At 33.7% G+C, this 22471-nt stretch carries 25 protein-coding genes and 1 pseudogene; 18 read left to right on the plus strand and 8 right to left on the minus strand.

Annotated elements, in window-relative coordinates; all coding sequences use genetic code 11:
* Positions 1 to 163: 163 nt before the first annotated feature.
* The 8 genes and pseudogenes from WKS98_RS06660 to WKS98_RS06695 all read left to right on the plus strand — a co-directional run bounded on the left by WKS98_RS06660 (position 164) and on the right by WKS98_RS06695 (position 5430).
* The gene (locus tag WKS98_RS06660; protein WP_498918067.1) at positions 164 to 370 is read left to right on the plus strand and encodes a hypothetical protein; all 207 of its coding nucleotides are present in this window, start codon (positions 164 to 166) and stop codon (positions 368 to 370) included.
* Between the two features lie 14 nt (positions 371 to 384).
* Positions 385 to 726 carry a hypothetical protein gene (locus tag WKS98_RS06665; RefSeq protein ID WP_498917980.1) on the plus strand — a complete coding sequence of 114 codons (342 nt, stop codon included), beginning with the start codon at positions 385 to 387 and terminating at the stop codon, positions 724 to 726.
* 65 nt (positions 727 to 791) lie between these two features.
* A pseudogene (locus WKS98_RS06670) lies at positions 792 to 1415 on the plus strand (MBL fold metallo-hydrolase); the annotation flags it as partial.
* Positions 1416 to 1577: 162 nt separating this feature from the next.
* A complete protein-coding gene (locus WKS98_RS06675) occupies positions 1578 to 2336 on the plus strand; it encodes a class I SAM-dependent methyltransferase (protein ID WP_498918069.1) in 759 nt (252 codons plus the stop codon).
* 282 nt (positions 2337 to 2618) lie between these two features.
* Entirely contained in the window at positions 2619 to 3557 is a 939-nt protein-coding gene (locus tag WKS98_RS06680) for an alpha/beta hydrolase (protein WP_498917982.1), read from the plus strand.
* Positions 3558 to 3595: 38 nt separating this feature from the next.
* Positions 3596 to 4342, plus strand: coding sequence for an alpha/beta fold hydrolase (locus WKS98_RS06685; RefSeq protein ID WP_237037086.1), 747 nt, complete (start codon positions 3596 to 3598; stop codon positions 4340 to 4342).
* A 10-nt stretch (positions 4343 to 4352) separates the two neighbouring features.
* The gene (locus WKS98_RS06690; protein ID WP_498917983.1) at positions 4353 to 4859 is read left to right on the plus strand and encodes a hypothetical protein; all 507 of its coding nucleotides are present in this window, start codon (positions 4353 to 4355) and stop codon (positions 4857 to 4859) included.
* Positions 4860 to 4992: 133 nt separating this feature from the next.
* Positions 4993 to 5430: a GNAT family N-acetyltransferase gene (locus tag WKS98_RS06695; protein ID WP_498917985.1), complete on the plus strand. Its 438-nt coding sequence runs from the start codon at positions 4993 to 4995 to the stop codon at positions 5428 to 5430.
* Between the two features lie 451 nt (positions 5431 to 5881).
* Here WKS98_RS06695 and WKS98_RS06700 read toward each other — a convergent pair whose 3' ends face one another.
* Entirely contained in the window at positions 5882 to 6475 is a 594-nt protein-coding gene (locus WKS98_RS06700; RefSeq protein ID WP_498918071.1) for a Crp/Fnr family transcriptional regulator, read from the minus strand.
* A 94-nt stretch (positions 6476 to 6569) separates the two neighbouring features.
* Here WKS98_RS06700 and WKS98_RS06705 point away from each other — a divergent pair, with 94 nt between their 5' ends.
* Together WKS98_RS06705 and WKS98_RS06710 are read left to right on the plus strand one after the other, a co-directional pair.
* Positions 6570 to 7328, plus strand: coding sequence for a class I SAM-dependent methyltransferase (locus WKS98_RS06705; RefSeq protein WP_498917987.1), 759 nt, complete (start codon positions 6570 to 6572; stop codon positions 7326 to 7328).
* A gap of 120 nt (positions 7329 to 7448) precedes the next feature.
* Complete coding sequence (locus WKS98_RS06710) at positions 7449 to 8096, plus strand: cupin domain-containing protein (RefSeq protein ID WP_498917988.1); 648 nt, start codon at positions 7449 to 7451, stop codon at positions 8094 to 8096.
* A 169-nt stretch (positions 8097 to 8265) separates the two neighbouring features.
* Here the strand turns inward: WKS98_RS06710 and WKS98_RS06715 are convergent, their stop codons facing one another.
* The 3 genes from WKS98_RS06715 to ybaK are packed head-to-tail and all read right to left on the minus strand — an operon-like array spanning position 8266 to position 11362.
* Positions 8266 to 9585: a glutathionylspermidine synthase family protein gene (locus WKS98_RS06715; RefSeq protein WP_498917990.1), complete on the minus strand. Its 1320-nt coding sequence runs from the start codon at positions 9583 to 9585 to the stop codon at positions 8266 to 8268.
* A complete protein-coding gene (locus WKS98_RS06720) occupies positions 9586 to 10884 on the minus strand; it encodes a glutamate-cysteine ligase family protein (RefSeq protein WP_498917992.1) in 1299 nt (432 codons plus the stop codon). It lies immediately after the preceding gene.
* A gap of 7 nt (positions 10885 to 10891) precedes the next feature.
* Positions 10892 to 11362: a Cys-tRNA(Pro) deacylase gene (gene ybaK / locus WKS98_RS06725; RefSeq protein ID WP_498918072.1), complete on the minus strand. Its 471-nt coding sequence runs from the start codon at positions 11360 to 11362 to the stop codon at positions 10892 to 10894.
* 114 nt (positions 11363 to 11476) lie between these two features.
* On the opposite strand from ybaK, the gene WKS98_RS06730 reads away from it, so the two are divergent.
* Positions 11477 to 12229, plus strand: a complete 753-nt coding sequence (locus tag WKS98_RS06730; RefSeq protein ID WP_498917994.1) for an MBL fold metallo-hydrolase — start codon at positions 11477 to 11479, stop codon at positions 12227 to 12229.
* 29 nt (positions 12230 to 12258) lie between these two features.
* Here the strand turns inward: WKS98_RS06730 and WKS98_RS06735 are convergent, their stop codons facing one another.
* Together WKS98_RS06735 and WKS98_RS06740 are read right to left on the minus strand one after the other, a co-directional pair.
* On the minus strand, positions 12259 to 12504 hold the full coding sequence (locus WKS98_RS06735) for a hypothetical protein (RefSeq protein WP_498917996.1): 246 nt from the start codon (positions 12502 to 12504) through the stop codon (positions 12259 to 12261).
* Between the two features lie 82 nt (positions 12505 to 12586).
* The gene (locus WKS98_RS06740; protein WP_498917998.1) at positions 12587 to 12979 is read right to left on the minus strand and encodes a YkvA family protein; all 393 of its coding nucleotides are present in this window, start codon (positions 12977 to 12979) and stop codon (positions 12587 to 12589) included.
* 124 nt (positions 12980 to 13103) lie between these two features.
* On the opposite strand from WKS98_RS06740, the gene WKS98_RS06745 reads away from it, so the two are divergent.
* The 7 genes from WKS98_RS06745 (at position 13104) to WKS98_RS06775 (ending at position 19963) form a co-directional block, all read left to right on the plus strand.
* Positions 13104 to 14285 (plus strand): M20 metallopeptidase family protein, encoded by a 1182-nt coding sequence (locus tag WKS98_RS06745; protein ID WP_498917999.1) that lies wholly within the window; start codon positions 13104 to 13106, stop codon positions 14283 to 14285.
* Positions 14272 to 15081, plus strand: coding sequence for a CPBP family intramembrane glutamic endopeptidase (locus tag WKS98_RS06750; protein WP_498918001.1), 810 nt, complete (start codon positions 14272 to 14274; stop codon positions 15079 to 15081). Before WKS98_RS06745 ends, WKS98_RS06750 begins: the two co-directional genes overlap by 14 nt.
* A gap of 161 nt (positions 15082 to 15242) precedes the next feature.
* A complete protein-coding gene (locus WKS98_RS06755; protein ID WP_498918003.1) occupies positions 15243 to 17972 on the plus strand; it encodes a cation-translocating P-type ATPase in 2730 nt (909 codons plus the stop codon).
* A gap of 158 nt (positions 17973 to 18130) precedes the next feature.
* Positions 18131 to 19195, plus strand: a complete 1065-nt coding sequence (gene yedE, locus WKS98_RS06760; protein WP_498918005.1) for a YedE family putative selenium transporter — start codon at positions 18131 to 18133, stop codon at positions 19193 to 19195.
* Positions 19195 to 19401 carry a sulfurtransferase TusA family protein gene (locus WKS98_RS06765; protein ID WP_498918007.1) on the plus strand — a complete coding sequence of 69 codons (207 nt, stop codon included), beginning with the start codon at positions 19195 to 19197 and terminating at the stop codon, positions 19399 to 19401. Before yedE ends, WKS98_RS06765 begins: the two co-directional genes overlap by 1 nt.
* Positions 19401 to 19628 (plus strand): putative Se/S carrier protein, encoded by a 228-nt coding sequence (locus WKS98_RS06770; RefSeq protein WP_498918008.1) that lies wholly within the window; start codon positions 19401 to 19403, stop codon positions 19626 to 19628. Before WKS98_RS06765 ends, WKS98_RS06770 begins: the two co-directional genes overlap by 1 nt.
* A gap of 80 nt (positions 19629 to 19708) precedes the next feature.
* A complete protein-coding gene (locus WKS98_RS06775) occupies positions 19709 to 19963 on the plus strand; it encodes a GlsB/YeaQ/YmgE family stress response membrane protein (RefSeq protein WP_498918010.1) in 255 nt (84 codons plus the stop codon).
* A gap of 150 nt (positions 19964 to 20113) precedes the next feature.
* Here the strand turns inward: WKS98_RS06775 and WKS98_RS06780 are convergent, their stop codons facing one another.
* Both WKS98_RS06780 and WKS98_RS06785 read right to left on the minus strand, forming a co-directional pair.
* Positions 20114 to 21052, minus strand: coding sequence for an alpha/beta hydrolase (locus tag WKS98_RS06780; protein WP_498918012.1), 939 nt, complete (start codon positions 21050 to 21052; stop codon positions 20114 to 20116).
* Between the two features lie 51 nt (positions 21053 to 21103).
* Positions 21104 to 22339 (minus strand): glycosyltransferase family 4 protein, encoded by a 1236-nt coding sequence (locus WKS98_RS06785; RefSeq protein WP_498918014.1) that lies wholly within the window; start codon positions 22337 to 22339, stop codon positions 21104 to 21106.
* Positions 22340 to 22471: the final 132 nt, after the last annotated feature.

Raw genomic sequence — 22471 nt, forward strand, 5'->3', positions numbered from 1 at the left:
TAGTTTAACGCAGTAAACCATATGATTGAAAGGAATCTGTGTTATATGCTATAATTAAACTGATAATTGATATCATCTAAGTGAAAGAAGGTGCTTAACTGTGACTTTATATAAGAGTATATTGATAGGTCTTTTGGGTTCATTCTTGATGTTTTTGGGAGATATGATTTTATATTATGATTCTAATGATTACGATAGCAAGGATACTATAAATAATATTATTGGCATAATGAAAAACGTTAACATAAAAAGATTATATCTTGGTGGTCTGTTAGGTCCAATATGTGCCTTTATTTATTGTAACGGGTTTTACCATATTGTTTTATCAGGTCGCGAAAATAATTTAACTTTTGGCTGGATTGTATTTTAATAAATGTTTTAGGAATGATATTTGGTGGAGCTTATCATATTCAATGTGCCTACTTAGGTCTTTTATCAAGGCACGAAAATAAGGGAGCCCTTGATGAATTTTTAAAATTTTTAAAATTTCAAGCAAAAATAGTTTTTGGGATAATGGCACTTGCAAATATAGGAATAGCATTGTTAATTGTATTTGGACTCACAGTATTTCCAAGCTGGCAAGCCCTATTTACACCTATATTTCTTATAATTCTCACTCCTCTTGTTGGAAGATTGCCAAAGGGCCTACATATGATTATTCGCGGAGGTTGGCTTAACATAATATATTTTATTTACTACTTATCTTTACTTATTAGCTTTAGTTAAAAATTTTTAGGAGAGAAGCTATGAAACTTTTATATTTTTTTGATGACAAAATAAAACCTATTACCATGAGCGGAAAATTTTACTGCAAGCCAGAAGATACCGGTATTTTGTGCGAAGGAATAAGTGCTATTAGAGAATATGATGTCAATTTATGGCTCTATACGAAAAATGGTAGAACCATTGCTTTTGATAGTGGACACATTAATTATGATTCTATAGATAGCGAGTTTGAGAAAATAAAAATAAATCCGGATAAAATCGAACATTTATTTTTAACACACTTAGATGTTGATCACGCTGGTGGAATTGATATAAAAGGCAGAAATATTTTTCCAAATGCTCATGTCTACATGGGTGCTGATGAAGAGAAATATATGACAAGAGAGATTCGACGAAAAGTAATATTTCATAACTGTGTGAAAATTGCTGATGGGTGGACTCCTATCAAAGATATTTCAATCTTTGAGGTTGATGGAATAAAGGTGGAAGCCATTCCTGTTCCCGGCCACACAGTAGGTCACACTGTTTACGTAGTCGATGACAAGATTTTAATTTCTGGAGATTGCCTTGCCATTAATGAAAATGGTGGCTATGCCTTCTTTGATTTTTTCACTCAAGATCCAAAGAAGAATAAAGACTCTTTAATTAAACTAAGAGATAAATTAAAAGATTATAATTTAGAATATGTTTGTACAGGACATAGTGGAATACATCCTTATTCTGCAAAGATTTTTAAACACATCGATAAGAGTGCAAACTTTGGTAAGAAAACTCCCTTTCATAGAGATGGGGAATACAATCCTTTTGATAAAAAAACAAAGCCTGACTACAAAAACTGGGTTCCTAAAAGATTGTTGAAGGCTAAGATTACTGAAAGTATAGTATGTCTTATTTTATTTATCATATTTGGTGCAAGTGACCTCATTCTTCAAGGAAGGCAAAGGACTATCTGGGAAATTATTTTGGGACTTGCAGTCTTGATACTTTTATTCTTTTCAATCATGCTTTCTCACATGTATCGAACTTTTGATTACAAGGGTAAGAGAAAACTTGCCAAAACTATTATAGAAGGCGTCGCAGAGTATGTAAAGATCCCAGACGGCGGACTTGGACTTGATGTAGGATGTGGTAGTGGTGCACTTACCATAGCCTGTGCAAAAAGAAATCCAAAAGCGACTATGGTGGGTTGTGACATATGGAGTGGGTCTTACAAGAGTGAATTTTCAAAGAAGCTCTGCCTGGACAATGCTAGGTCTGAGGGAGTAGAAAATGTGAGATTTGAAGAAGGAAATGCAGTGGGTCTTCCTTTTGAAGATGAAAGCTTTGATCTAGTGACAAGCAACTATGTTTATCACAATATAATTGGACATAATAAGCAGAAACTTCTATTAGAAACTTTACGTGTACTCAAAAAAGGTGGCACATTCGTTATACATGACATAATGAAGAAATCAAATTACGGCAATATACAAAAATTTATTGAAAAATTGAAAGCGGAAGGATACGAAGACATAAAACTTATTGATACGACCAATGGAATGTTTGTTGGGCATAGAGAAGCTGTGTTTTTAGGACTTTACGGTTCAACTCTTCTTATTGGGAGAAAATAAAAATCCATATAAATTACCATAAAAAATTTTAGAAAATTAATAGAAGAAGCAGATGATTTAAGCAATGATAACCCCATGGCATACAATGAGATGTTCGCCCTTACCTTTCTTGCTCCATATATAGTAAGTAAGAAAAAAATACTGGCGGAGGCATCCAAAAAATGATCCATAGCATTCTTTATTTTATTTCAGGCGGTAAAGAATGAACCTAAGTTATAATAATAAATATTGGTGAAAATTTGCAAAATTAAGATTAATTGATTATTAAGGGAGTAGAATAAAATGAGTATAACTTATAAAATTGCATCAGAAATAGTAAGACTTCTTGGGGTCAAAAAAATGTTTTTAAAGAACAAGGAAGAGATGCTTGAGTATGCAAAGGGAGAAAACGCAAAGGCGGTATTTGATTTAGATAAGGCAAAGAAGAGAGCCGAGAGAAAAAATTACTATCTCATAGATAGAGATGTTATGGGATACAGGCTTATCTCCTATCAAAAGAATAAAAGCCCTGCTGAGGGAGTGGTGCTACATTTTTTCGGCGGAGGAATGATTACACAACCTGACAAATTGGATTTTGCACTGGCTGAAAGAATAATGGAACAAACTGGCAAAGACGTATGGTTTTTATTTTATCCCCTTTGCTCGGAAGATGTAAAGATAGATAAGACCTATGAAGTTTGTTTTGAAACCTATAGGCTGATGACCCAAATATATAAGGCAGAAAACATAAGTGTCCTTGGATTTTCATCAGGCGCTGGTTTAGCCCTAGGAATTTTTTTGCATAATAATGCATTAGGCAGACCTTTACCAATGGCTGGGAAAATAATTTCAGTATCTCCTGGTGGACTTCCAGATGTAAGTCTTGATGAAAATAAAGAAGTATGGGAAAAATTAAATGAACTTAATCATAAAGACATAATGATTGAACCTACTTATTTTAAAACTGCAAGGGAAATCGTAAAAGGAGATGCAGACTTACCTGAATATATGTTAGACGGAACAAAGGGAGATTTTTCAGACTTTCCAAAAACTTACTTTTATTACGGAGGAAATGAATGTCTTTATGCTTTTGCAGAATACTTTAAAAAGGCAATGGAAAAACATAATGCTCCATATAAAATCATTGTGGGTGAAGGAATGTGCCACTGTTATCCACTTTTAAGATTTTTTAGAGAAGGTAGAGAGGCGCAGGATGAAATTATTGAATTATTAAAGTCTTAATATTACAAAGATATAAGAAAAGTTTATAAGAGGGAAAAATGAACTTTATAACATTTGGAAATAGAAATAATAAGTCAATATTATTTATTCATGGACTTGCCTCTACTGCAGACCTATGCTTCAAACCTCTGCTTCCTTATTTTCAAGATTATTTTGTAATTTTCTGTGAATTGGACGGACATTATGGGACCGATCCCAAAGATTTGACATCCTTGGAAGAAACCGTAGATTCCATAGAAAGCTACATATTAAATCAAATGGGTGGAATTGTCTATGGACTATGTGGATTTTCTATGGGAGCAACCATCGCAGTAGAACTCATTGGAAGAGGAAATATTTCTGCTTCGAAAGTCCTTTTAGATGCGGCTATTACAGCCGAGTTGGGCTTGATGGCAAGACCTTTGACCTATGCTTTTATCATTGGAACAAGTAGAACCAAAAATAAAAAGCCAATACCTAAATTTTTATTAGATAAGATTATGGGCAAAGATAATCTAAGTGTAATCGAAATGATGTATCCGCAAATTTCAAAAAATACGATTAAAAATGCTTGTAAGTTTATTTATCATTACAAGCCCCCAAAAAATCTAAGCAAGTTTTCAAACCCAGTAATGTTTTGGAGGGGAAGCGAAGAGCCAATCCCTTCTAAAAGTGAAAAAATATTAAGAGAGTATCTTCCACAAATGGATACAGAAGTATTTGAAGGAATGGGGCACGGACAATTTCTCCACGAACATCCCCAAGAATATGCTGAGAAACTAAAAATCTTTTTGGAAAATAAATAAGGAGATTATTATGGATATAACAAGAGCTATATTAGATGGAATTGCAATGGCTGCTATCTTTAACGGACCAGTGGCAGCTTTTGTACTGATTAACCCAAGATTTTTCTTCGATTCCTATCCAAAGGCAATTCAAAATTCTGCTCCAGATAAGATGACAAAAAAAGAAAAAAGAATAAATTTAATACTTACGATTATAATTTCAGGGATTGTATTTATATATGGAGTGACCTCTCTTTTACATACAGGAATAAGAGGACTTAGAGATCTTTTCTGGATGAGCTATATTCAGTGGATAATATTAAACTTGGGAGATTTCCTTTTGTTGGATCTACTTTTGTTTCAAGGAAGATACAAGGATAGGATAGTCATACCAGGCACAGAAGGGCATGAGGACTACGAATTTGGAAATTGGATGAAACATTTGGCCATCAAGGAACATTTTATCTTGATGCCATTATTACTAATTCCAATCGTATCCATAGTAGAAGCTTGGCTAGTGGTGTTACTGGGATTATAAAATAAAATTTGAAAGGTGTGAAAAAAGTTGTGATGCAGAAGAAGTACGAGAAAAACTCTTCAAAAAAGTGCAACTAATATAAGATGTTAATTTAGGACCAGATAAATTCAAGCAAAAACAAGAGGAGAGAAATTTGGAAATTAGAAAAATATCAAAATCAGATTTAGAAGAATTAGCAAAGTTAATGGTAGGTGTCTATAATGCTCCACCTTGGAATGATAACTGGACGGCAGAAACAGCCCTGGAATCCTTAACCGATATTTCAGATTTTCCTAAATTTTTTGGCAATGTAATTGTTGATGGGAATAAAATAATTGGCGCAATAATTGGTCATATAAGAAGATATGCTAGTGAATCAACTTTTTATATTGATGAGTTTTTTATTTCTGAAAAATATAGAGGGACTGGTCTAGCAAAAAAACTCTATCAAACTAATATAAAACAATTGCAGCAAAGAGGTATAAGCGGTGCATTTTTTACTACTTTAAAAAATTCTCAAGCCTATAATTTTTATGTAAAACAAGGTGCTTGGGTTTTGGAAGATTCAGCATGTTTCTACCATAAATTTTAGTAACTTTCTATCAAGCTGACACGTGTTTTTGTTAAAAAAATTTTTGATAAGGGTATTATTGTAATTATTTATTACTTGTGGGGCATTTTATTTTACAGCCTATTATAGAGATAAAATATAGAGCCTTTGTACACTAGTATCATCCTGCAACATTTAAAAAAGAACTATTTGAAAGGCTTTTAAAATTAAGCCAGGAGTCTTCAAAATAGAGAAAACATAGCATTTATAATAATTTCATATCAGAAGCTTAAGGATATTGCAATCAAAAAGTCAAAGACAGAAGAAAATTTTTAAGGGTAAAATTCTAGGATAAAAGAACCTAATTCAATATGTAGATTTGTTTATTGAAGAGCTAAAGATATAATTTGAGTTTAAAATAAAATCCATATTCTCTCAGGACTGATTTTTTGTAATTTTTATTTATATTTAATTAGTCCTATGAGTAATACTTTTATATTAATCCCTCTTTTTTCATAAGAGATAACTCTCTTGAAAGGGCAGACCTATTACAAGCTAAAAATTTAGCTAAGTCCTCTCTGGATAATTTATTTGAAAATAGGTAATCTTTTCCATACCTATCTATATACATATTAATTTTCTCCCTAATCTTAGGTTTAGAATATATATCTAATTTGTAAGTTAAGTATGAAATTTGCTCATCATACAATTTTATAATATTTTCCATAAAAATCGGTCTGCTTGAACAAGACCTTTTATTTTCTTCAAAGATTTTGCTAACATCAAGTGCTAAAACTTCAGAATCTTTTTTTGCGACCATGAATCTATCAGCTAAGGAGGAAAAATTCAAAGAAAAAGAATCTGAAGCCTCATAAATTCTATCTATAATTTCTTTATCATCATCTATTGTAGATAGATCAATTCTTCCCTTCAAAACTATACCTGCCTTAAATCCCTTAGAAAAATCATATAGGTATTCGCCTTTACTAAAAACTAAGATTTTATGATCAATACAAGAAAGTATGTGGTGTATAGTACTTTCGTCTAAACCATAAAATAATTTACTTTTCACAATAATTTTTTCCATAAAATCCTTTCTTGTTGCTTTAGCAACTGCAATAAAAATCATCCATGCTATAATTATAAATGTAATGATAATTATTATCAAGGAGGAAGATAAAATGGAAAAAAATAAAATTGTTTTTGGACATGATTTTTTAAAGATGCTTGGAAGAACAAGACTCAGACCAGGCGGCGGTATTATGACCGATTGGTTGCTTGATCAGGTACAGATAGATAAAGATATGCAAGTTTTGGAAGTTGCTTGCAATAGAGGAGATAACCTAATAAGAGTTTATACGAAATATAAATGCAAAGTAATAGGTATAGACAATGACCAAGTTGTCATAGATCAAGCCCTAGAGAATATAAAGCTTTTAGGCTTAGACAAAGAAATTGAAGTTATGAATATGGATGCCTTAAAGTTGGATTTTGAGGATGAAACATTTGACTTAGTAATTAATGAGGCAATGCTCACCATGCTTCCAAATGAAGAAAAAGCAAAGGCTATTAAAAATTATCACAGGGTTTTAAAAAAGGGCGGCTATTTATTAACTCATGATGTAGCATTAGAAAATGAAAGCGAAGATATAAGAAGGCAACTTTCGAAATTTACAAACATGAATGTGTATCCTCTAACCGAAGAAAATTGGAACAAGCTATTTATAGAAAATTCTTTTAGACCTTTTGCACAAAGGACTGGTAGGATGCTTCTTTTAGACAGGGATACGATCATAAAAGATGAGGGGCCAGTAGGGGCTGCAAATTTTTATAAAAATGCTTATTCAGAAGAAAATAGGGATAGATTTGTAAAAATGTTAGAGAGGTCTAAAAATACAAAAATTTCTTATATAGTTTTAGCAAGTAAAAAGGAGGATTAGATGAAAGTTATAAAAAAACAAAGCTAAGCTCATATATAATCCTCATAAGTCTACCCATATTAACTAGTATTTTGGCACTTGCCATAGGTAGGATGCCTCTTAGTATAGCAGGAGATTAAAATGGAAAATATTAGCAAAGGGAAAATATTGACACTAGAAGAGGTCATACCCATAAAAGAAAATCAAACTATAAGCAAGAAACTCTTAGATTTATGTGATCGTCATATCTTACTTATGAGTCTTGACCAAAACACGGACATTTCCCCTGAATTTTATGCTGAAGACAGAATATATTTTGTTTTAAAAGGCGAGATTAACTTTAATAATGAAAAACTTATAAATAATGAATTAATACTTTTTGAAAAAAACAAACTTTTTGACATCGAGACAAATAAAAAAAGTATATTTTTAGAAATTGCCATTAACTTGAAGGAGGATGAAATGAAAAATATTGAAAAAGGAAAGAAAATCAAATTAATTAACTGTTTAGATTATGTAGAGGGAGCAATCGCAAACATCGATCTTGTATCAAAAGAGGAGTTTAAGGTATTTCTAATGGCCTTTGATGCAGGAGAAGGTCTAAAACCACATAAGGCTCCCGGAGATGCTCTTGTTATGGCACTTGAGGGCAAGGCAAAGCTTCTTGTTGGAGACAAAGAAATCGAGATTGAATCTGGAGAACAAATAGTATTTCCGGCAAATGTAATCCATAATGTAACTGCAATTACAAGATTCAAAATGTTATTAATCTTATCTATAGATAAATAAAAAAGATTTTGAATGATTTCTCAATCATAAATCTGAAGCCTAAAAATGGGACCAATACCAGAGTTGGCATTAAAGCTTACTCTGGTATTTATTTGTAATAAAGATGCTCTATAATAAAGAAAATAGCAAATGTACAGAGAGATAAATATCGGCAGTCTTCGGACTGCCTTTATTTCTTCTTTACAAGCACATTTGGCACTGTATAATATTTTCTTGCACCGGAGATTAAACTCTCTTTTCCAATTCTCGTATAAGGTGCGACAAATTTTTCGTCATATATAAACATTCCAAGTACTACGCCAAACTCGCCAATATGAAGCTTTCCCTTGTCGTCAAATTCTACAAATTTTAGTGGGTCCATGTCGTAATATTCTTGGTAGATATAGTTATTTCCAAGGATGTCTCTTAATATTATTTCGTATTCTTCTTTTGAATAGTCTCGTCCTGTATATATTCCTTGGGATGCATAGGAGTCCATTGGTTTTAGTATATAGTTGTCTTTATTATTTAAAACTTCATTAAAGTCTTCTTCTGTTTCAAACTTAAGTGTTTTTGGAATGGACTTTTCTAAAAATTCAATTTCATCCTTCTTTAAAAAGGCTTTGGTTTCGTCCATTAAAAGTATTTCAAAAATTGGTTTAATATGCATTAGTTGTGACCTAAAGGAGCCTAGCATCATAAATGCATTGTCCATGTAGGCGTCTATAAATGGTTTTACTGTATCAATTTTATTCATTATTTCAACGGTGACAGCTCTTCTATACACCAAGTCAACCATATAGTCGCCTTTACATAACTTGCCATTTTTATATTCAAGATCTCTTATATCTATGATTTCACAGTTAACTCCCGCTTCGATGTAGGCTTTTTTAAAGGCTTCAAATTCATATGTTGTACCAATATCTAAAAAGTCTACAATTGCAACATTTGGTTTGCCTTCTTTATTTTTGCTATATATGTCTAGTGACGCCTTAACCCAAGAGTTAATCAAGTCCACATTTATAAGTTCATACTCTTTTGAAAGTTCTTTCATTGCCGAGGTATCTAAAAGTATTTGACCGATTTCGTTGTCCTCATTCATTGCAGAAGATCCGTCAGTATTAAACTCTACAAATTTAAATTTGTCCTTGGAGTTATAAAATATATCGTATCTGCAAATTGGAACGGGAATGTCATATCCAGGGTCGTGAAGAATTAGCTCTTCAAGTTTTTTTGGAAAATTAAAAAGCTTTCTATATTCTTCGTCATCTAGGTATTGTTTTGTAACTTTCCTTGTGATTTGCATAAGTTTTGATGAGATGTCACTTAAGTTTTTTCTAGTGTCTTCACCATAAAAAAGTCCTTGATAGGTTACAGGTATTGGTTCTCCATTATAAATTGCATTGGAATGATTTACCTTGTCAACCATATTTAGGTAGTCACTGTAGTATTTATCTTTATCTTTTTCAATTATTTCAAGGTATTTATCAAAATATTCTTGATTATACAATTAGTCCTCCAATCTTATTTTAAATCTGTCTATGGCTTTTAAAAGGCCCTCTTTTCTATAGATATTTTCAAAAATATCCCTTGGAGTCTTTTTATTTTCAATATATGGCTTTAGAGGTTTTAAATAAGGTTTATCCTCTTCATCGAGACCGTCCATGGCCATTTCGTAAAGTGTATTTGAGAGTTCGCTTAGTGTTTTGCCAAGATATTTTGCATCAAGACCACTTGATATAATGTCCCTCTTTGCCTTTATAGCCTCTTCATAAGTTGTGCCTTTGGCGATTTCATAAAGTTTTTTTAGGTTTTCGCTACTGTAGAAAAGTCCCTTTATTAAGGCTGGCACTGTGAAGTTAAGAGGATATGGCACGGCGTCAAACATTCTAACTTCAATATATTTTTTTGCTCTTATGTCAGGAAACACTATCGATAGGGCGTGAAATATCAGTTCATCTGTAAGTTCTACGCCTTCTTCAACGACTTCTCTTAAAGTCATATCTCCAGTGGAAACTATTTTGCCATCCACATCTCTAAAGATGATTGGCGTGTTATATATCTTTGTTGCATATTTTTCGTATGAAAAGTTTTCATCAAAACCTATTTTGAAAAGTCCAGACCTATCCCTGTCGGTGTTTTCCCAAATCTTTTGTCTAATGGTGTGTAAATTAGTAGGATTTGATTGAAAAATATATGCATTGTCGTACATTGCATAGAGCACAGGTGTGAAGACACTTAATAGAAAATATTTTAATTTAAAGTCCTCTTCGTCTTTGTAATCTATGGCAGTTTGGACAGATGCAGTTCCCTTCATCATATTGTGGGCCATGTCCCCTTGCTTTTTAAAATAGTTAAACATGTGGTCATATCTATGTTTAGGAAGAATTTTTATATCTTCAATCTTAGTAACTGGATGGTATCCAAGGGCTACTAGGGATTGATCCTTTTCATCTAAATGTTTTAATACACTAGGCATAAACTCCCTGTAAATTTTATCAAGTTCCTTTACAGTCCTTTGAGATTTTATGGCTATTTCAAACTGGCTGCCAGGTTCTGTGCTAATATCTACAAGGGGAGAATCTAGAGTTAATATATAACCATCTTCTTCTCCAGCTTCAAAGTCAAAATTATCCTTTAAATATTTAAGTGTTTCATTTACTCCACTATCGCCATAGTAGCTAATGGAAGTTCCGTCTTTATTGGACACTGTAAAGTGTTCCATTTCGACGCCAACGGTGAAGTCTTCTATTTTTTTCTCACCAGACTTTATGTAGCCGGTAATTTTTTGAATATTAACGTCTTTCATAACTCTCCTACTTCTTTATATCATTATATTTAGCATTTATTAAATTTATTAAATCATTAGGTGCTATTTTTAATTGTACCCCTATTTTACCTCCTGAAACATATATGAAGTCCTTGTCCGATGCGGAAATATCAATAACTGTAGGGAAGAGTTTCTTCATTCCAATAGGGGAACATCCACCTCTAACGTAGCCTGTGGTTTTAAGTAGGTCCTTTAGATGAAGCATTTCGATCTTCTTTTCATCAACTGAAGAAGCTGCCTTTTTTAAATCAAGCTCTCTATTTACTGGAATAACGAAGACATAATTGGAGTTTTTTCCAGTTGTAACCAAGGTTTTATATACAAGATTTTCATCTTCACCAAGTTTTTTTGCCACGGACACTCCATCAACGTCCTCACCTGGCTCATAGGTAAAGTATTCAAAATCTATATTTTTTGACTCTAATAATCTAATTGCGTTTGTCTTTAACTTTTTAATAGTACCACCCTTTTCCTTTAATACTATTATTTATTATATCACTAATCTATAAATCATGACTTAGACTTGGCTTATTGGGTAGATATAAGTAAAGATGATATAGAGGAGGTTTCTATGAAAAATAAAATTAAGATTACATTCATTCACCACAGCTCTTTTACAATTGAAACAGATAAATTCTTTTTCATTATCGACTACTTCAAAGGTGAATTGCCAAAGCCAAAAGAGGACAAAGAAACTATTTTTTTGGTGACACATAGCCATAGCGACCACTTTTCAAAGGAAATCTTTAACTATGGAGACTTTAAGAATAATGTCTATATACTTTCAGAAGATTTGAAGGAGCTACCTAAGGAAGACAAGGTAATCTATTTAAGAGACGATATAGAGGAAAAGAAGAAGATATACTCTGCGTCAAATGTATTTTTTATGAAGCCAGATGAAAAATTATCTTACCATAACATCGACTTTTATACCTTTGGCTCTACGGACAAGGGCGTGTCATACTTAATAGAACTTCCGTTTATGACAATCTTTCACGCTGGGGACCTAAACAACTGGGTATGGCCAGAGGACTCACAAATTGAAAGAGAAAAGATGAAGAGGGATTTCGAAAGGGAAATAAATAAGATTCACACGGACATTAATGTGTCATTCTTTCCAGTGGACCCAAGATTAAAGGAGAACTACGACCTGGGAGTGTCTTACTTTTTAGAACAAATTGCACCTGACTATCTGTTTCCAATGCATCTATGGAATGATTTTGAGTTTTCAAAGAAGTTTAAAGAGGATTATAAAGACTGCTACAGTAGTATTTTTGAAATTGAAAAAGACGGACAGAGTTTTGAAATATGTATAGAAGAATAAAAAAGGCTTACCTGATGGTAGGCCAATTTTTATATCATACGTTTAATAAGTAATAGTGCACAAAGTAAAAACAAGATTAAATTTCCAATGGGAACTACTAAATTTTTCTTTGAACCACTTTCTCTATATTCTTCATAGTCAAGGAAACCATTTATTATAAGTACAACTGCAAGTATCCCCATAAAAATATTTTGACTAACTGGGACTTTTAAAAAGTATAGAACCAAGTAGGCTATAGTTGCGGCAATTAGTATTATATTAAGAATCTTTTTCATAACGCCCTCCTTTTTTTTATTATACTATAGGAAGTTATGAAAAATAAAGAAAAGACTCATCCACTAGGACAAGTCTTTAAGACTATTCATTTTCACTTATATTTTTATTTTTCCATTTACGATACTTATTAAGTTCTTTTCTTATCTTCTTAATCATATAAGTAAACACCGCTAGGTCATCTAAAAATCCAATTCCAAGTATAAAGTCTGGTATCACATCCATTGGGTTTAAAAGATATAGTAGTGAACCGATTATTAAAAGTAGGGAAGTTTTTGAAACTTTTTTATAATTGCCATGTAAGTAGTCGCCTACTAAACTAAAAACAGTTCCCAAATCGGATTTTATTTCATTAAATTCATCAACGCCATCTGCCTTTGACATTGATTTTGTAAAAACATCAAAAAATCTATTTTTATTATTCAAAATGCCATTTGCTTTACCCATAAGACCATCTAAAATTGTTTTTGCGTTCATTTTTACCTCCAATATTATAATACTAATTATTTTAGTTTAAGCATTTTCGTAATTTGCCTTTATATTATATACCCGTTTTTAATAAGATGATACAATTATATTTAAGAAACACTAAGGAGAAATTATGGAAAATAAAATTTTGAACCTTGCAAAGGGCGTGGAAGAATATATTATAAAAAATAGAAGGGAGCTTCACAAAATTCCAGAGCTTCATTTAGATTTACCAAAGACTTTAAAATATATTACAGATGAACTTGACGATCTTGGAATAAAATATGAGGTTTATAAAGATATATCTTCGGTGGTTGCAATTATAGAAGGAAGGGGAAGGGGCAAAACACTAGCAATAAGATGTGACATGGACGGTCTTCCAATAAAAGAAGAGACGAATCTTCCATTTGCTTCAACAAATGAAAACATGCACGCCTGTGGCCATGATGGCCATATGGCGGTGTTACTTGGAGCGGCGAAGCTTTTAAATGAAAGAAAGAATTTTAAGGGCAGAGTTAAACTAATATTTCAAGCTGGGGAAGAATATCCTGGAGGAGCAAAGCTTCTAATCGAAAGAGGCGTTTTAAAAGATGTAGACTCTATAATTGGAATGCACGCTGGAAATTTACACAAAGACCTTCCAAAGGGATGTGTCGGTTTTAAAGTAGGACCATTAATGTCTTCCATGGATAGATTTTTAATTAGGGTTAGTGGCAAGGGAGGCCACGGAGCAAGCCCTGAAAACACAGTGGACTGCATAAACATAGCCTGCGAAATAGTTCAGTCCCTAAACAAAATACCTTCCAGGGAGGTTTCTGCAACGGAACCTGCGGTACTTTCAGTTACTAGAATAAATGGAGGTATAAATCAAAATGTGTTGCCAGAGGTTGTGGAGATTGAAGGAACCTGTAGAAGCACTTCAGAACAGGTGCGACAACTTATGTATAGACGAATTGGGGAAATATCTAAGGCAATTGCAGGATGCTTCGGTGGAGAAGTAGAGTACCAATACGATTTTAAATACCCTGCACTTATAAACGACGAAGATTTTACGAACTTTGTAATTAGGTCCACGGGAAAAATTATTTCCAGTGACAATATCAAGATACTAAAAAATCCTGTAATGTCTTCCGATGATATGGCATTTTACCTGGAGGAAATTCCAGGAAGTTATTTCTTTTTATCAAATCCCAAATGTGGGAAGTGTCCTACTCCACATCACAACAGCAAATTTGATATGGACGAAGAGCTACTTTACTTACCGGTGGCTATATATTTAAATATTGTAGAGGAATTTTTAAATGAAGATAACTAAGTCAAGAGCACTACTGCTTTCATTTTTTGCGGTTGCTTTTTACGATTTATTTTTCATGCTATTTTTTAGTATTGTAGAAGTATCTGCAAATTATTTTAAGTTTAATTATGATAGTTTAATAGAAAACAGTTATATGCTAATGGATAGCATTAGCTGCATCTTAATCCTGCCCATATATATTTACATCTATAGGTCTAAAATAGATAGGGATTATATGACGGGGAAAATATCCATATTAAAAGCCACCATTATGGCTTTAGGCTGTGGAGGAATTTCCACAATATGGATGATGATTCTTGGACAGTTGGCAGAGCTAAGCCCAAAAATTAACGATATGTTTAATGATTTTGGAGATAGCTGGGATGAAATGCTTGACACAAACTATATATGGATACTTTTATCGGTGGTTGTACTTGGGCCGATTATTGAAGAACTGATTTTCAGAGGAATTTTAATAAATATTTTAAAGAAACCCTTTGGTAAAATTACAGCGGTTGTACTTCAGGGAATATTTTTTGGACTATGGCATAGGGACCCGGTACAAATTGTATACACTGCTATATTTGGAATATTTTTAGGAGTTGTGTACCTTCGCACAAATAAAATTAAGTACCCAATATATATGCATATTCTAAATAACTTGACCAACTCCCTTCCAGAGGGGCCCGTTTTTGAAGATATTTACTCTGGTGTTACAATAATTTGTTTAGTTTTAATACTACCTGCGGTTATTTTGGTCACAAGAAGGGGTAAGAATGAACTGTATATTAAAGAACAAGATGAATATATAAATTGAATGAAAGTGTCTGATAATATATAATAGTCTAAAAGGGGAGTAGCTATAACGTTCAAGTCGTCAATACGGATTTATCCCGGCTGAACACCCTAGAGGTAGCAAGACCTTTGCTTTATTATAAGGCAAGGGTCTATTTTTTATAAGATTACAGGAGGTAAAAAATGAATTGGTATAATCAAAAACCAGAGGAAATCGAAAACAAACTCGATACCAATAGAAAATCTGGTTTAACTTCCTCCAAAGCCCAATCACTTCTACAAGAGCATGGACCAAATGCGCTAAAAGAAGGAGAAAAGAAGGGACTTGGAGAAAAATTAAAAGAACAATTTTTAGATCCGATGATTATAATACTATTTATTGCAGCAATTCTTTCAGCAGTTGTATCTGAATGGTCAGACGCAGTTATAATTATTGCAATTGTAATTTTAAACGCTGCACTTAGTATTTATCAAGAGGGAAAGGCGGAAGAGGCAATTGCAGCTTTAAAGAAGATGGCATCGCCCTCAGCCAAGGTCTATAGGGATGGACAATTAAAACACATCTCATCAGAAGAACTAGTTCCTGGAGACTTGGTTGAACTTGAAACTGGAGATATTGTTCCAGCAGACCTAAGACTTGTGGATTCAGTTAACTTAAAAATTGAAGAAGCGTCTTTAACAGGAGAATCAGTTCCGGTTGAAAAAAATGCGGACCTTACTTATGACCAAGATATGGGACTAGGCGACACTGCCAATATGGCATATAGCTCCACAATAGTTTCATATGGTAGAGGTATGGGAATTGTAGTTGAAACTGGAGAACATACAGAAATAGGTAAAATTGCAACAAAACTTGCAACAACAGAAGACGAACAAACACCTTTACAAAGAAAACTTGCGGGACTTTCAAAGGTTCTAGGAATACTTACAGTGGGAGTTTGTATTGTAGTTTTAGTAGTAGGAGTTATTTATGGCCATGAATTTTTAAACATGGTACTTACTTCAGTGTCCCTTGCAGTTGCAGCCATACCAGAAGGACTTCCTGCCATAGTTACAATAGTTCTATCCCTTGGCATGAGCAGAATGGCAGACAGACATGCCATAGTTAAAAAGCTACTGGCAGTAGAAACCCTTGGTACAACAACATTTATTTGTTCAGACAAGACAGGAACCCTTACTCAAAACGAAATGACAGTTGTTAAGGCCCTTGTGGACAATGAAGAGATAAATATAACCGGTACGGGATATGCTCCAGAAGGAGAATTTTTCATAGGAGAAAATAAAATTGGCGTTGAAAACGAAGGCTCATTATATACCTTCCTAAATATCTGTGCACTAACAAACGACGCAAAGCTTAAAAAAGAAGCTGATGGTTACGAAATGATTGGTGACCCAACAGAGGGGTCCCTACTTACATTGGCGGGCAAACTTGGAATCACAAAGGAAATGGCAAACGAAGACTACGAGAGAATTGCAGAAATTCCATTTGATTCTGGAAGAAAGATGATGACAACTTTCCACAATAGATTTATCCCGGAAAAGATAGTTTCATTTACAAAAGGTGCACCAGACATTGTAATCGACAGATGTACAAAGATTTTAATAAATGGAAAAGTCGAAGAACTTACAGAGGATATGAGAAAGAATATCCTAGATAAGAATACAGAATTTGCAAGACAGGCTCTAAGAGTTCTTTCATTTGCATTTAGAATTCACGACAGCCTTCCAAGTGAAATAACATCTGAAAACATAGAAAAAGATTTAATCTTTGTAGGACTTGCGGGAATGATTGACCCTGCAAGACCAGAAGTTAAGGTAGCAATAAAAGAATGTAAATCAGCGGGAATAGTTCCTGTTATGATTACAGGGGATTACCTTGAAACAGCCCTTGCAATTGCAAAGGAACTTGGAATTGCAGAAGATGATTCACAAGCTATTATGGGAAAAGAACTTAACAACATGAGCGAAGAAGAAATTAGAGAAGTTGTTAAGACAAAGAGAGTATTCGCCAGAGTTTCTCCAGAAAATAAAGTACAAATAGTAAGTGCTTTAAAACAAAATGGAGAAATAACAGCCATGACAGGGGACGGTGTTAACGACGCTCCTGCAATTAAAAAGGCGGACATTGGTGTTGCCATGGGTATTACAGGTACCGACGTAACAAAGAACACCGCAGAAGTAATCTTAACAGACGACAACTTTGCAACCATTGTTCACGCAGTTGAAGAAGGAAGGATAATATACTCAAATATTAAAAAATTTGTTTCCTTCCTACTAAGCTGTAACGTAGGTGAAATACTTGTAATCTTCTTAGCCATTATATTCAACTGGCCGGTACCACTTGTGCCAATCCAATTGCTATGGCTAAACCTTGTTACTGACTCCTTCCCTGCATTAGCACTAGGAGTTGAACATGGGGAAAAAGATATAATGGAAAAAGCACCAAGAGATCCAAATGAAGCCATTATAGACAAACAACTTACCGTTTCAATAATCCTACAGTCACTGGCAATTACAGTTGCAGTACTGGCATCATACTTCCTTGCACTTAAAAACTATGCACCGGCAGGATGGCAAGAACTCCACGCAGCGGGAACGCTAAACGCTGTTGAACTTAGAGAACCACGTTCCATAGCCTTTACAACACTTATACTATGCGAACTTCTACGCTCATTCTCAGTTAGGTCAGCAGACTACACATTATGGGAACTTGGACCTGCTTCAAACAAGAGACTTCTTCAAGGAGTTGGAGTATCACTACTTCTAACACTTATAGTAGTATATATTCCAGGACTTAATGACCTGTTTGAAACATTCCCACTAGGATTAAGAGATTGGGTTCTTATAATACCTTTCTCACTACTTCCTTTTGTAATTGGAGAAGTGTGGAAAGTTATAAAGAGAAAAAAATAAAAAATATGATGCATCTTTAAAAGAGATGCATCTTTTTTTTATTTTGAAAAATATAAATTACCAATGATATTTATATTTTTACTTTTTTATTTTTATTTACTATGATACAATAACAGCAAGGATTAATCATCTTTAAATTAAGAGAAAGGAGAGTAAAAATGAAAAAAGAAGACAGTAAAGTATTTTTAGGAGGACTTCTTATTGGTGCAATTGGAATTATTTTAATGCATCTAGGAAATCCTGGTAACATGGGCTTTTGTATAGCGTGTTTCTGGAGAGACATCGCCGGAGGACTTGGTCTGCATAGAGCAGAAGTTGTCCAATATATAAGACCAGAAATAATAGGTCTAATACTTGGAGGAACTCTATCAAGCTTTATCTTTAAAGACTTTAGAGTAAGAGGCGGATCAAACACACTTATAAGATTTTTATATGGTGTGTTCATGTCCATAGGAGCACTAGTATTCTTAGGATGTCCTCTTAGAATGATATTTAGACTTGGTGGCGGGGACCTAAACGCAATAGTTGGACTTGTAGGATTTTTAGTAGGAATTATAATTGGTATTCAATTCTTAAAAAATGGTTATTCACTTGGAAGAAATTACAGAGAATCTAAAGTAGCAGGATTAATCATGCCAGCATTTGCCATAATGTTATTAATCTTCTTACTAGTTAAACCTGCATTTATCTTCTTCTCAGAAAAGGGACCAGGTTCAATGCATGCACCAATAATAGCATCATTAGTAGGTGGACTAGTAGTTGGAGCAATTTTACAAAGAACAAGACTTTGTACAGGTGGAGCATTTAGAGATTTATTCCTAATCAAAGACAAACACTATCTATGGGGAATTATTGGAATATTTTTAGCAGCACTAATAGGAAACCTTATCCTTACAAAGGGTCAACTACACATAGGCTTTGCTGAACAACCAGTAGCTCACTCAGATGGACTATGGAACTTCTTAGGAATGGTTATAGTTGGACTTGGCGCAGTACTACTAGGTGGTTGCCCAATTAGACAAACCATCCTTTCATCAGAAGGAGACAGTGACGCAGCAGTTACAGTATTCGGTCTTTTAGTAGGAGCTGCAGTGGCTCACAACTTTGGACTTGCATCAAGCCCAGAAGGAGCTACACCTAATGGAAAGATAGCTACAGTCATAATAATAGTTATTATGCTTATAATGTCCGCAATGACAACAAAATTTGCAAAGGAGAAATAATGAAAAATATAGACGTTAGAGGACTTTCATGTCCAGAACCTGTTATCCAAACACAAATGGCAGTTAAAGCAGGGGAAAAATCCTTAGAGATTTTAGTTGACACAAACATAGCAAAAGAAAATATTAACAGATTTTTAGAATCAGAAGGCTTCAAGGTTCAAATTAAAGAAGAAGGATCCGATATAAAAATATCGGCAAATAAATAATGAAACATATTGTAACATTTCACACCATAAGCGAAGCACTGAGATTTGAAAGAGAATTAAAAGCAAAGAATTTAAAAGTGGGACTTAGACCCGTTCCACGAAAACTTAGCAGTTCATGCGGCAACTGTGCCTTTATAGACTCCAGTGAGTTAGAAGAAGTAAAGTCCATAATGCAAGAAAAAAATTTAGAATATGACGGTATCTATTCAGAAAAAGATGCTATATAAATGTTTGAAACCTTCGACAAACGGATATATATAATATATGGGAGAACAATTCTCAAATTTTTTATTTATTAGGAGGCATTATGGGATTTTTATCTTGGATTATAGTTGGAGCCCTTGCAGGATGGATTGCAAGTATGATAATGGGCAAGAACGAACAAATGGGAGGTTTTGCTAATATAATAGTAGGTATTATCGGTGGTTTACTAGGAGGAGGAATTGCAAGTAAGTTCTTTAGCCTTGGAAAACCAAACGGTATCAACATCTACAGCATACTAATTTCCGTTGTAGGTTCAGTAATACTATTAGCAATAATCAACGCAGTAAAAAAGAAATAAAGATGATTAATTAAAGAGGGAGGCAGTGGCCTTCCTTTTTTGATTTAAATAGAGAGAAACAAAATAAAGTACCTGGGAATAAAAAAACCCCTTGACTAGTCCTTTACTAACAATAATCAAGAGGTTTATCACAAAAATAACAAGATAAATTTATTTATACTCTTCTAAAAACTCATTTATTAAATTTTTGTATTTATCTTCTTCTTTTTTTGGAAACTCTGTATGCTCAAATCCTTTTGCTGTGAATAATTTTTTTCGGTTATGGGAGACTGCGTTATATAAATCTTCTCCCATGTGAGGTGGGGTAACTTTATCTATATTAGAATTAGTTATTAGAATGGGAATTGAAACATCTTTTATCCATTTACAGGCGTTTATATCACTATATTTAAAGTGAAGTTTAAAATTTGTATAGAAATTGCCAGTCCATTTCATATAGGAGAAAGGAATTCCTTGAGATTTTTCAATTTCTTTTAGTTTAGGGTCTAACATTTCATTTGAGTCAGATATGGGGGATTCGAGAATGAGATAATCTATATCACTGTCATCTCGTCCTGCAGCTATTGCAGCGGTTGCCCCTCCATAGGACTCTCCCCACAGAACCAGTTTTCCTGTGTCATCTATTTTGGTTTTAGCTGTCTTTACAGCGTCTAAAACGTCAAAGGATTCTAAGACTCCAAATGTATTATAGAGAGCTTTATTCTCACCAGAATTTCTTTGGTCAATGGCAATTACATCATAGCCCAAGTCTAAAAACAAACGCATTATATGAGGCATGGATGTCTTTGTTCCGCCTAAGCCATGCACTAGAACGGCAATATTTTTATTCCCAGGTTTTCTTACAAGCAGTGCAGGTATTTGGTGGTCATATTTACTTGAAGGTATGCTTAATTCTTCCACAACCTTATCTTCTGCAAAAGCATCAAAATATTTTTGGTACGTTTTGGCATTTTTAATAGTTTCTTCTACAGGCATAATATTTGTAACACCTTTAAAAACTTCTCTTCCCATAAAAATTGAGAAACCTATGGCTAGCAATAAGACGATAATTAGTATAGCAATTAATACTTTTTTTAATACTTTTAACAAAATCCACCTCCCGAGTTTACCAAAATCTTTGTTTAAATATCTAATTTTATTTTATCTTACACTATTTATAAACTCAAACATTCTATCAGCTATTTTTTCCCAAGAGTGGGCCTTAACTTCTTCAAAGATTTCATCTGGAATCTTTTCGCCGCTCTTTGCCCTTTGAACTTGAATGTCGATGGATTTGGCTAGGTTATTTACATAGGTAGGTATCTCTTCTTCGACTGGTGTGTCCAAATTTTTTAATTTTGGTAGTGGACAGAACTCAATGGCACTTGAGTTATTCACCTTGTCTCCCAGTACTTCCATAAGTGGTTTTTGTTCTGAGGAGACTATAAAGCAACCTGAGGCCAAGGCTTCTATGGCAACTAGGCCAAGGCCTTCGTAATATGATGGTAGGATAAATATGTCTGAGTATCTAAACATATCTGCCAGTTCAACTTGATGCTTTGCGTTGAAAAGCTTTATATTTTTTGTGCCCTTTATTGCATTGTGGATTCTTTTTATATTTTCTCCAACGGGCGTGCCGATTACATTTAATATTACATCACAGCCATAGTTCAGTGACTTAAATGCTTCTATCATTTCATAAACGCCCTTTGAATTGTCGATCTTTCCGGCGAATACTACATTTATAAAGCTGTTGTGCTCTTCGTATTTATATTCATCGTCACGGTAAAAAAGTTCTTGATTGTATCCACCGCCGGTGTAATGAATTTTGTCTTTGTCTATGCCGTAGGTTTGTGCAATTTCATCAATTTGTTTTTTTGACAGTGCAAAAGCAAGATCAAGTCTATTTAAGTCGTGAACATATTTTTCTTTCATTATTTTGTTTTGAACGCATTGTCTAATATCTGTGCCATGGCAGATTCCAACAATTTTTTTGCCTTTATCTGAAAGTAAATCTAACACCAACGAAGTTAACATCCAAAGGTGGTGGCACACGATTATATCTGGATCTATTTCGTCAAAGGCCTTTAGTATTTGCTCTTCGAAAGCGCGTTTCCAGTCTTTAACCATGTCTTCTGTCATGTCCTTATACCTGGTGTTGTCATAGGGCATAACATCTGACATTCCAACTATTGGGAAGTTTAGATTGTCGCTTTTAAAGTGAACTGGATAGCAGTTTTCTTCATCAAGTTCTGTAAAAGTATAGCCTATACTATTATCAAATCCATAGATGGCATAGTTTTCTCCATGCTTTTTAAATTCTCTTATTAAGTTTGAAAAGTAAACTCCACTGCCTGTTCTTGCAGGAAGTTGAGCAATTATATGAAGTATTTTCATTTTTTCTCCTATCATAAATTTAGTCTCTCCAATCCTCTATAATTTAACATTATGCGAGAATTTAGTCAAATTATAAATAAGCTAAAAAAGCGCTTAATAATATATGGTAAATATCGTTCTTTATTGTTACAA

The organism is Lagierella sp. ICN-221743 (assembly GCF_037890055.1).
In the GTDB taxonomy this organism is placed as follows: Bacteria; Bacillota; Clostridia; order Tissierellales; family Peptoniphilaceae; genus Mediannikoviicoccus.